Here is a 10,812-nt window from a genome sequence, read left to right as displayed (position 1 = left end):
GTAGGACATCGCCAGGCTTTGAATTGAAATACTGAATAGACACTGCGGAGTGGTAGTTCAGTTGGTTAGAATACCGGCCTGTCACGCCGGGGGTCGCGGGTTCGAGTCCCGTCCACTCCGCCACTTACTTTAAGAAACCTGATTCGAAAGAGTCAGGTTTTTTTTCGTCTGTTGAAATTAGGTCTGACATTTAAGAGCAACTTGATGTATATCAAGTGAATATCTGTTATTACGGTTGTACAAACATTGTTTTTGTATAGAATAACAATGTGATCTTGATCACGGGTGATGGGGTTCCACCTTTAACCGCTCAATTCTTTTTTTGAGATGATGGCTCCTGTTAGGTAGGATAGATCTATCTGCAGGTTTCCAATTGCTCTCAATATATCTATCCTTAGCATGAATATTAATTATATTAGGTAGATATATGTCTCACCCACTAAACGCTAACCCAAAGCTGTTTGCTCAAATACTTCGATGGATTGTCATCATTATTCCTGTTGCATCTGTCATCGGTGCGCTTAATGCTTTTTTCTTATGGATTTTGTCTGAAGCGACCGCGACACGTGAAGCAAATACTTGGCTTCTTTATCTATTGCCCTTTGCTGGTCTTGTTATTGTCTACTTATATAAAGAGTTAGGCAAAAACTCGGATGGTGGTAATAACCTCATCATGGATGAAATACATCAGCCTGGAGCTGGCATTCCTACTCGTATGGGGCCACTGGTTTTAATTACGACGGTGATCACCCATTTGTTTGGTGGCTCTGCAGGTCGTGAAGGTACGGCTGTACAGATTGGTGGGGCCGCTTCGAATTATTTTGCTAAGATTTTTAAATTATCAGAATCAGACAAGCGATTGCTACTTATTTCAGGTATTGCTGCGGGCTTTGGTGCAATTTTTGGTACACCTTTGACTGGTGCTATTTTCGCGCTAGAAGTGCTCGCTATAGGACGCTTAAAGTATGATGCTATAGTTCCTGCTCTATTTGCTGCTATCGTTGCTGATGTGGTCTGTACGGCGTTAGGAGCGCATCATACTCACTATCGCATTGACTTTTTAGAGTCATATCAGCTACTCGATCATGTTGTGAAAGTCGATCCATTGCTATTGCTTAAAATCTTAGTAGCAGGTGTAGGCTTTGGTTTAGCGGGTTATCTGTTTGGTGAACTTACGCATTCTTTAAAGGACTTTTTTAAACTGACTCTGAAGAATCCATATTTGATTGTGTTTGTTGGCGGTATTCTAGTGATTTTAATTACTAAGCTGATTGGTAATTATGACTATACAGGTTTAGGTGTCTACAGCTATCGCGAAGGTGGGGTGAGTATTGTTTCAGCTTTCCATCAAGGTGGTGCTGAGTGGTATAGCTGGTTATTTAAATTAGTATTAACCGCTCTTACTCTATCGGTAGGCTTTAAAGGTGGGGAAGTAACGCCATTATTTTTCATAGGCGCAACCTTAGGTAATACTTTAGCTTGGGCTTTAGGTGCGCCACCTGAATTGTTCGCCGCGTTAGGTTTTATCGCTGTGTTTGCCGCTGCGACTAATACTCCGCTTGCTTGTACTATCATGGGTGTAGAGCTGTTTGGTTCAGAGTACATCTTATACTTCGCCGTTGCCTGCTATACCGCGTACTATTTTAGTGGTCATACAGGAATCTACTCTTCACAACGAGTTGCGGTTCCAAAGTTATTTGATTTAAAAGACGCGCCTAAGTTTGATGGGAAAATTGGTCAACTACGCGAAACCCAATCAAGTTTATTTGCATCACTAGTTAAGAAATTAAAAAATAAATAATAGATAAGTCGTTACTCATCAACTTTATCAATAATAATGGTTGATGATTATAAATTGACCTAATATACTTTTTCTACTTGTCGGAGTGCCATAAGGCTGAGACCGCTATGCGGGATCCGTTGAACCTGATCAGGCTAATACCTGCGAAGGGAACGAGAGAAGAGTAATCTATCTACAATTACCCCTCTATATGTGTATCTGTTTCTACAGATCCACTCTTGTGCATCAAAATCCGTCAAGCATTTACCCTTCGGGGCTTCTAACTCATACAGTTAAAGGAAAATGCTATGTCGTCAAGTCGTAAACAAGCCAGAATGGACGCTAAGAATTTTATCGATTCTCTGTCTGTCCAACCTTATCCCAATTCGCAAAAAGTTTATATTCAAGGAAGTCGTTCTGATTTACGTGTACCTATGCGTGAAATCAGCCTCGCAGATAGTTTTGTCGGGGGCACAAAAGATGATCCTATTTTAGAGCCAAATCAGCCGATTCACGTCTACGATACCTCTGGTTTTTATACCGACCCTAATTATCAAATCAATCTATATGAAGGCTTACCCAAGTTGAGAGAGTCCTGGATTGAAGAAAGGGCGGATACTGCTTTTCTCGATTCGGTGAGCTCAAAGTTTACTCAACAAAGATTAGATGATGATACTTTGGATAGCCTGAGATATGGAAATTTACCGAAAGTTCGTAAAGCAAAATCAGGTTGTTGTGTCACGCAATTGCACTATGCCCGTAAGGGAATTATTACTCCTGAAATGGAGTTTATTGCGATACGTGAAAATATGGGACGTCAAAAGTTTGCCGATGAACAATTGAATCAGCAACATCCTGGCGAAAATTTTGGTGCTCATCTTCCTAAAGAAATTACCCCAGAGTTTGTGCGCCGTGAAGTGGCAGAAGGACGAGCGATCATTCCATCCAATATTAATCACCCTGAATCCGAGCCTATGATCATTGGTCGCAACTTTTTAATTAAAGTGAATGCCAATATTGGTAACTCATCGGTATCATCCTCGATTGAAGAAGAAGTCGAAAAACTGGTTTGGTCGACCCGTTGGGGCGGTGATACCGTTATGGATCTTTCTACTGGACGTAATATTCATGAAACGCGTGAGTGGATTTTGCGTAATAGCCCAGTTCCAATTGGCACAGTTCCAATGTATCAGGCATTAGAAAAAGTAAACGGTGTTGCGGAAAACCTCAATTGGGAAGTGATGCGCGATACTTTAATAGAACAAGCTGAACAAGGGGTAGATTACTTCACTATTCATGCCGGTTTATTACTGCGTTATGTTCCTATGACGGCTAAGCGAGTTACGGGGATAGTCTCTCGTGGTGGTTCTATTATTGCAAAGTGGTGTTTGGCTCATCACCAAGAAAGTTTTCTCTATACACATTTTCGTGAGATTTGTGAAATTTGTGCTCAGTATGATGTGGCACTTTCACTTGGTGATGGTTTGCGTCCGGGCTCTATTGCCGATGCTAATGATGAAGCTCAATTTTCGGAATTACGTACACTAGGCGAACTGACTAAGGTTGCTTGGGAGTACGATGTTCAAGTCATGATTGAAGGTCCTGGCCATGTGCCTATGCACATGATCAAAGAGAATATGGATGAACAATTAAAGCATTGCCATGAAGCGCCATTTTATACATTAGGTCCACTAACCACCGATATCGCTCCCGGTTATGATCATATTACTTCTGGCATTGGTGCCGCGATGATTGGTTGGTTTGGCTGTGCCATGCTTTGTTATGTAACCCCAAAAGAGCATTTAGGACTACCAAATAAAGAAGATGTTAAGACAGGGCTTATTACTTATAAGCTTGCAGCTCATGCCGGTGATTTAGCGAAAGGGCACCCCGGTGCGCAAATTCGTGATAATGCTTTATCTAAGGCGCGTTTTGAATTTCGTTGGCATGACCAATTTAATCTCTCGCTCGATCCCGAAACCGCATTGGCTTTTCACGATGAAACATTGCCTCAAGAGTCTGGCAAAGTTGCTCATTTCTGCTCGATGTGTGGTCCTAAGTTCTGCTCGATGAAAATCTCTCAAGAGGTGCGTGAGTATGCCAAAGACAGTGAGCAAGTATCTGCTGATCAAGCTATCGAGGTAAAAATGATAGGCGATCCGTTAGAAGGGATGAAAGCCAAATCACGTGAATTTCTTGAGACAGGTTCTGAACTTTACCATCCTGCGATTCAGCCAAAGAATAAAGAATTGGCAGAGCAGGAGGATAAGTAATGAGTAAGCTTATCTTTAATGGTGTCGATGAAGCTTTATTTAAACAGCAAGTTCAATCTTGTGTACAAGCAGTTGAGCAAGCGGGCTTTATTTTGCCTGATGTTAAGTTTTCAGCATGCTCGCCTGTAGGTGATTTATCAGCAGTTGTGCATTTAGCATCTGGCCCGAAAGTGATTTCTGTAGTGTTTGATGTCGAGAGCCTAGATGAAGGTTGCGACCTTGTTTTGTGTTATCAGCATGAGCCGAATGCATCACTTACTGCTGAAAGCGGAGTAAGTTTAATCTCAGTGGCAGTAAATGATGGTGATGTACTTACGGATAAAATTAGGCTTGCGAATGGATTGTCTGCTGATTTGCACACTTTTAATTTGCAGTGGAATCATGAAGCGACTATCCGCCATTACTGTTGGTTTGTTGTTAGTTTATGCTTGGAGTTTACATTCGAAGACGCCGCTATCATTGCGAATGCAGCAGTGAAACAATATCAGGATGTTTCACGTGAAACATGGCCAGTCGATGCGCGCGTCTTCCCACAATTAGCCCAAGCTGCTACACCTCAAATCTGTCCTCCATTCAAACTAATACCAAACAACATCGGCTTATACCCAGTGGTTGATTCGGTTGAATGGATCGAAATCTTGCTTAAACGAGGGATTAAAACGCTTCAGCTTCGAATGAAAGATCCGAGTGACTTTGACTTAGAGGCCAAGATAAAGCATGCGATAGAACTTGGCCGAGAGTATAAAGCACAGCTATTTATTAATGATCACTGGCAACTCGCGATTAAATATAGCGCTTATGGTATTCACCTCGGGCAGGAAGATATTGAAGTCGCAGATTTACATGCGATCAATCAAGCTGGCTTACGTTTGGGTATTTCAACTCATGGTTATTATGAGATTTTACGCGCCAAGCAGCTGAAACCTTCCTACATTGCGCTTGGACATATTTTCCCTACCACCACCAAACAAATGCCATCACAACCGCAAGGTCTGAATAAGTTAACGGGGTACCAAATGTTAATTGGTGATGATTTTCCAACGGTAGCAATAGGAGGCATTGATTTGAATAATGCAGCACAAGTTTGGCAAACGGGAGTGAGCAGCTTAGCTGTGGTTCGTGCTATTACACAGGCAAATGATATACAATTGGCGATAGATTCTTTCTATCAAATTATGGCTTCTCCGCGAAGTCATAAGGCCATTGCTTAACAGCTCTATATAGGTAACAAGGGAAAACAATGAACGACCAACAATTTCAGCGCTACCAACGACAAATCATGGTTCCAGAAGTATCAGAAGTGGGCCAAGAAAAACTTATTGGTAGCAAAGTACTGTTAGTTGGTTGTGGTGGACTGGGCTCAGCGGCTGCGCTTTATCTCGCCGGAGCGGGGGTTGGTTCATTAGTGGTTGCCGATGGTGATGAAGTCGACTCATCCAATTTACAGCGTCAGGTAATATACCGTGAATCTGATATTGGAAGAAATAAAGCAGAAGCGACTGCCGAACAACTTAAGCAGTTAAATCCTAATTGCAAAGTCCGTAGCGTGAAATCATTTCTAGCCGACGCTCAGCTGAATTTAGAAGTGATGCTGGCGGATGTGGTATTAGATTGCAGTGATAATTTTCCAACTAGACAGGCGGTGAATAAAGCCTGTCATGATGGTAATACGCCACTGATTTCAGGTTCCGCGATCGGTTGGGTCGGGCAATTAATGAGCTTTGACTTTAAGCACCATTCATCACCTTGTTACCGTTGTGCTGTGCCATATCAAGATAACAGCGCAGGTTTGAAATGTTCAGAATCGGGAGTGATTGGCCCGGTCGTTGGTACGCTAGGTAATTTACAAGCGCTTGAAGCGATCAAATACTTAACTCAAAACGACAAACTAAAACCTGCGTCTCTTAATTTATTTGATGGGCAAACGCTATCTTGGCAGAAATTTAATATTGCTGAAGATGCCGAATGCCCAGTTTGTGGAAGCTGATTAGTATAAATCAGTCTCCACAAAGAAGGATCTAAGGAGACACCATGCAAGTCACGGTGAACCAACAAGTACATATTTTAGAGAAGAATCAATATAACCTAATTCAATTACTTTCTCTGCTATCTCTAAATCAGCAAGGTATTGCGATTGCGATTAATCAGGATGTGGTTCCTAAAACGCAGTGGACCGAAACGACACTTAATGATGGTGATGATGTTTCGGTTTTCACTATGATCGCAGGAGGGTAACCATGAGTCATTTTCAAGATTCGCTGGTTATCGCCGGCCAAACATTCAATTCAAGATTATTTACAGGCACAGGCAAGTTTGCTAATTCTGACCTTATGCTGGAATCGCTGCTGCATTCTAGTTCAGAACTCACCACTTTGGCGCTCAAGCGTCTCGACCTACAGCGTCAAACGGATGATATTTTACCGCCATTATTAAAAACGAACGTACGCTTGTTACCCAATACTTCTGGGGCAAAAACAGCCAAGGAAGCGATTTTTGCCGCTCAGTTGGCACGAGAAGCGCTTGATACGAATTGGTTGAAATTAGAAATTCATCCCGACCCTAAATACCTAATGCCTGATCCTATCGAGACACTAAAGGCGGCTGAGAAGTTAGTTGAGCTCGGCTTCATTGTTTTACCTTATTGCCATGCTGATCCGGTGTTATGTAAGCGCCTAGAGGAAGTTGGCTGCGCCGCCGTTATGCCCTTAGCGGCACCGATTGGTTCAAATAAAGGTTTAGTATCAGAAGATTTCCTTAAAATTATTATTGAACAAGCGAATGTGCCGGTGGTGGTTGATGCTGGAATTGGCGCGCCTTCACATGCTGCTTATGCCATGGAGTTAGGCGCTGATGCCGTATTGGTCAATACCGCCATTGCATCATCGGCTAATCCTGTAGCAATGGCGCAAGCATTCAAACTTGCCGTGCAGTCAGGACGTCAGGCTTATCTAGCAGGGTTAGGTGGAGTAAGCCAACAAGCAAGTGCATCAAGTCCGCTTACTGCGTTTTTAGGGTAGGTGATATGACTTTTACTGAGGTATTTAAAACCCTAGATTGGGACCAAGTCTATTTGTCCATTCATAGTAAAACGCCTACTGATGTTGAGCGAGCTTTAGCTAAAACCAGATTAAACTTGGAAGATTTTAAGGCGTTAATTTCACCTGCCGCTGAACCTTATGTTGAGCAAATGGCGCAACGTTCTTATGCTCTGACGCGACAGCGATTTGGTCATAATATTAATTTCTACATTCCACTGTACCTTTCTAACTTGTGCGCCAACGCCTGTACTTACTGTGGTTTCTCTATGGAGAATAAAATTAAACGTAGGACACTCGATCAAAGTGAGGTAGAAGCAGAAGTAGAAGCCATCAAAGCGATGAATTTTGATAGTGTGTTATTAGTCACCGGTGAGCATGAAACTAAAGTCGGCATGAATTATTTCCGCACTATGTTGCCTGTGATTAAGAAGCAGTTTTCTTACTTGGCAATGGAAGTTCAACCGCTTGATCAAGATGATTACCGCGAACTGAAAACGCTAGGACTTGATGCAGTGATGGTCTATCAAGAAACCTATCATCCAAGTACTTATGCTAAACACCATTTGCGAGGGAATAAACAGGATTTCTATTACCGACTCGAAACGCCAGATCGTGTTGCCAAAGCGGGGGTTGATAAAATCGGCATAGGGGCGCTGATAGGTTTAGAGGATTGGCGAACTGATTGTTTGTTTACGGCTGCGCATTTACAGTATTTGGAAAAGCAGTATTGGACCTCTCGTTATTCGATTTCTTTCCCAAGATTGCGACCATGTGAAGGTGCTCTGCAACCTAAGTCGGTAATGACAGATAAACAACTCGTGCAGCTTATTTGTGCTTTTCGTTTATTCAACCATGAAGTTGAGTTGTCATTATCGACACGCGAACAACCGAGTTTTAGGGATAACGTATTGCCACTAGGGGTTACTCATATCTCTGCCGCATCAAAAACCCAGCCGGGTGGTTATGCCAATTCAGAAGTTGAGTTAGAGCAATTTGCCATCAGCGATGAACGTTCAGTTGAAGAGGTGGTTAAGTCTGTGCAACAACGTGGCTATGAAGCCGTGTGGACCGATTGGCATCACGCTTATTCTGGGTAATTTGTGTATCTTATAGCTACTAGTTAGCCTCAAATGTAGTTAACTTCAAATAGGTTTCACGTGAAACAATAAAGCCCGTCTCGGTTGATATCGAAACGGGCTTTATTTTTATTTAACTTCAACTGCGGTACAGAGTGACTTCTAGTTATCTGCAGTTGAGGTGATTTATAGTGAAAACGGTCGTTAATTAAATCGATAAAGTAGCCTGCTTTAACCATTGTTTTACTTCACCATCAACTAGTGGGCTGACATCATTCCATACTTTCTGATGGTACTGATTTAGCCACTCAATCTCATTAGTGGTCAACAGCATGCGATCAATTACCCTAACATCAATAGGACAACGCGTAAGAGATTCAAAACCAAGAATAGATAAATCACCTTGGGTTTGTTTCTCCGTGACTAACTCAAGGTTTTCAATACGAATACCAAACTCGTTAGCACGGTAGTAACCCGGTTCATTGGATAGCACCATACCTGCTTGTAGGGCTACGCCATTGTAGGCAGGGGAAATACGTTGCGGTCCTTCATGAACACTTAAAAAATGACCCACACCATGGCCGGTACCATGATCATAATTATAGCCTTCAGCCCATAAATATTGACGAGCCAAAACATCGAGTTGGCTACCAGTGGTTCCTTTTGGAAAACGCGCTGTTGCTAAAGCAATGTGGCCTTTGAGTACCAGTGTGAACTGTTGCTTCATAAAAGTTGAAGGCTCACCAATTGCCACGGTACGTGTGATATCAGTAGTGCCGTCTGGGTACTGGCCGCCTGAATCGACAAGATAAAGTGAGTTTAATTCTAGCTTACCAAACTCTACTTGATCGGCGTGATTGTAATGACACATAGCCGCATTGCTTCCTGCCGCTGAAATAGTATCAAAACTTAAATCGGCTAATGACTCATCTTGCTTACGGAAATCATGCAACTGGTTAGATAGGATATCTTCATCGTGTAAGCGACCGGCTTCAACTTCAGAATCAATCCAACATAAGAACTTCGCCATTGCCACACCATCTCGCACATGACAATTAATCATGCCTTGTGATTCAGTTTTGTTTTTAACCGCTTTAGGTAGTAAACATGGATCACTGGCTGCAATAATATGCGCCTGGCTATTTTCTAATACTTGGCTAAACCAGGCATTACTGCTGGCTGGATCAACAATAACTTTTTTGCCCGTCAGTGAGCTAAGCGATGCTTCAAGTTGAGAAGGCGATGAGATTCGAACGTCTGAGCCGACATGTTGTGCAAAATCAGCAGGGATGCGTTCAGGGTTAATAAATAACTCTAAGCTTGAATCTGCATGTAAAATCGCATGACATAACACGGCAGGTAGGCGAGGTACATCGAGACCACGAATATTGAGTAACCAACAAATTGAATCTATTTGAGTCAGCAGTGCAGCATCAGCATTTTGTTGAGTAATGAGTTGCGCGATGTTGTGGCGTTTATCTTGTGAAGATTGACCAACAACCTCTAATGGCATTAAACGTAATGGTGATTCAACGGTTGTAGGACGATCGGACCAAAGCATATCAATTGGGTTGCTTTCGACATCAACCATCTCAATTTGACCATCGAGTTTGCTTTGTGCCGCTTGATACCAAGTGGCGGAATGCATTTTAGGATCAATAGCTAAACGACTACCCGCCGGCATATTTTGTTGTAGCCAAGTAATCGGCGGTTCTTGAATAAAGTGATGATAACTAAAAATATCACTTGGAACTTGTTTGGTGACTTGAACGGTATAGCGACCATCAACAAACATCGCTGCGCTATCTTGAGTAATTATCGCTGCACCGGCTGAGCCAGCAAATCCAGTGATCCAATTTAAACGTTCATTATGGGCTGGAATGTATTCCCCTAAGAACTCGTCTTCATGTGGAATAATGATCGCGTCATAATCATTTTGAATTAGCCATTGGCGAAGTTGTTGGACACGATCTGCAATTGCTTTATACATCTGAATCATCCTTATTGATTTAGCGGTCGATGCCGAAATCATGAACATTGTTGTTTCATGTTATGGCTTAATACTACCATTGGGACTAGAGAGTGTAATGCGCTTGTGCTTAAAATCTGATGATGCGAGTGATAATTTTACTGTTTCACGTGAAACATTAAGTCATCGAGTTTCTCAATAGGATGGTAGGTAGAATGCTGTGGAAAACCACAAACGCATGAATTCAAATCTTAAATTCGAAAATAGGCTTATAAAGTCGCTTTGAGATATAAAATTTGTTTTGCTTAACCATCAATCAGGCGTATATTTACTGCTCCTTTCTAGATTTCCTTAATTGAATAATTGGAATATAAATAAACCTATGTCATTAACAACGTATGAAATGGCTCGTATTTTAGAGCAGTTGGAAGAAAGCCCAGAAAAAATTATGTTCGGTAAATTATTAACTGAGCTGGGTAATCAAAGTCAGGAACGAATTCGTAGTGCGGCTAAGCAAGTGCCACTAGAATTATTAAGAGATATCATTTACCAATTTCAAGTTATCGCCGATTCTCGCAAAGGTGAGCAAGTGCAATTACTGGCAGAGCAATTAAAAGCTCAAGGCCTATCGGTTGAAGATCTTAAGCGTTATATGGAAAAGACGAAGTAATATATT

9 protein-coding genes, 1 tRNA gene and 2 riboswitches are annotated in these 10,812 nt (G+C 42.0%); of the genes, 9 read left to right on the top strand and 1 reads right to left on the bottom strand.

What is annotated here, in order from left to right; translation table 11 throughout:
- Positions 1–46 precede the first annotated feature (46 nt).
- The 8 genes from L3V25_RS16370 (at position 47) to thiH (ending at position 8,188) form a co-directional block, all read left to right on the top strand.
- Positions 47–123 (top strand) — tRNA-Asp (locus L3V25_RS16370).
- A 152-nt stretch (positions 124–275) separates the two neighbouring features.
- A riboswitch (Fluoride riboswitch) is annotated at positions 276–347 on the top strand.
- 80 nt (positions 348–427) lie between these two features.
- Entirely contained in the window at positions 428–1,801 is a 1,374-nt protein-coding gene (locus L3V25_RS16365) for a voltage-gated chloride channel family protein (protein WP_237296508.1), read from the top strand.
- Positions 1,802–1,872: 71 nt separating this feature from the next.
- Positions 1,873–1,970: riboswitch (TPP riboswitch) on the top strand.
- Between the two features lie 118 nt (positions 1,971–2,088).
- A complete protein-coding gene (thiC, locus tag L3V25_RS16360) occupies positions 2,089–4,053 on the top strand; it encodes a phosphomethylpyrimidine synthase ThiC (protein WP_276574039.1) in 1,965 nt (654 codons plus the stop codon).
- Positions 4,053–5,264: a thiamine phosphate synthase gene (thiE, locus tag L3V25_RS16355; RefSeq protein WP_237296507.1), complete on the top strand. Its 1,212-nt coding sequence runs from the start codon at positions 4,053–4,055 to the stop codon at positions 5,262–5,264. Before thiC ends, thiE begins: the two co-directional genes overlap by 1 nt.
- Positions 5,265–5,293: 29 nt before the next feature.
- Positions 5,294–6,040, top strand: a complete 747-nt coding sequence (locus tag L3V25_RS16350; protein ID WP_237296506.1) for a HesA/MoeB/ThiF family protein — start codon at positions 5,294–5,296, stop codon at positions 6,038–6,040.
- Between the two features lie 44 nt (positions 6,041–6,084).
- Positions 6,085–6,288 (top strand): sulfur carrier protein ThiS, encoded by a 204-nt coding sequence (gene thiS, locus L3V25_RS16345; RefSeq protein WP_027695420.1) that lies wholly within the window; start codon positions 6,085–6,087, stop codon positions 6,286–6,288.
- Positions 6,289–6,290: 2 nt separating this feature from the next.
- Positions 6,291–7,070 (top strand): thiazole synthase, encoded by a 780-nt coding sequence (locus L3V25_RS16340; protein WP_237296505.1) that lies wholly within the window; start codon positions 6,291–6,293, stop codon positions 7,068–7,070.
- A gap of 5 nt (positions 7,071–7,075) precedes the next feature.
- Positions 7,076–8,188 (top strand): 2-iminoacetate synthase ThiH, encoded by a 1,113-nt coding sequence (thiH, locus tag L3V25_RS16335; RefSeq protein ID WP_237296504.1) that lies wholly within the window; start codon positions 7,076–7,078, stop codon positions 8,186–8,188.
- Positions 8,189–8,375: 187 nt separating this feature from the next.
- Here the strand turns inward: thiH and L3V25_RS16330 are convergent, their stop codons facing one another.
- Positions 8,376–10,157: an aminopeptidase P family protein gene (locus L3V25_RS16330; protein WP_237296503.1), complete on the bottom strand. Its 1,782-nt coding sequence runs from the start codon at positions 10,155–10,157 to the stop codon at positions 8,376–8,378.
- Between the two features lie 361 nt (positions 10,158–10,518).
- Here L3V25_RS16330 and L3V25_RS16325 point away from each other — a divergent pair, with 361 nt between their 5' ends.
- The gene (locus L3V25_RS16325) at positions 10,519–10,806 is read left to right on the top strand and encodes a hypothetical protein (protein WP_237296502.1); all 288 of its coding nucleotides are present in this window, start codon (positions 10,519–10,521) and stop codon (positions 10,804–10,806) included.
- Positions 10,807–10,812 lie beyond the last annotated feature (6 nt).

This window comes from Vibrio sp. CK2-1, from assembly GCF_021726515.1.
GTDB lineage: Bacteria > Pseudomonadota > Gammaproteobacteria > Enterobacterales > Vibrionaceae > Vibrio.
Note: the sequence above shows the minus strand (reverse complement) of the source record. Positions and strands in the feature narration are given on the sequence as shown.

Coding starts and splice junctions, on each gene's coding strand:
- L3V25_RS16350 (WP_237296506.1), top strand. CDS start 5,294: ATGAACGACCAACAATTTCAGCGCTACCAACGACAAATCATGGTTCCA.
- thiH (WP_237296504.1), top strand. CDS start 7,076: ATGACTTTTACTGAGGTATTTAAAACCCTAGATTGGGACCAAGTCTAT.
- L3V25_RS16365 (WP_237296508.1), top strand. CDS start 428: ATGTCTCACCCACTAAACGCTAACCCAAAGCTGTTTGCTCAAATACTT.
- thiC (WP_276574039.1), top strand. CDS start 2,089: ATGTCGTCAAGTCGTAAACAAGCCAGAATGGACGCTAAGAATTTTATC.
- L3V25_RS16325 (WP_237296502.1), top strand. CDS start 10,519: ATGTCATTAACAACGTATGAAATGGCTCGTATTTTAGAGCAGTTGGAA.
- L3V25_RS16330 (WP_237296503.1), bottom strand. CDS start 10,157: ATGTATAAAGCAATTGCAGATCGTGTCCAACAACTTCGCCAATGGCTA.
- thiE (WP_237296507.1), top strand. CDS start 4,053: ATGAGTAAGCTTATCTTTAATGGTGTCGATGAAGCTTTATTTAAACAG.
- thiS (WP_027695420.1), top strand. CDS start 6,085: ATGCAAGTCACGGTGAACCAACAAGTACATATTTTAGAGAAGAATCAA.
- L3V25_RS16340 (WP_237296505.1), top strand. CDS start 6,291: ATGAGTCATTTTCAAGATTCGCTGGTTATCGCCGGCCAAACATTCAAT.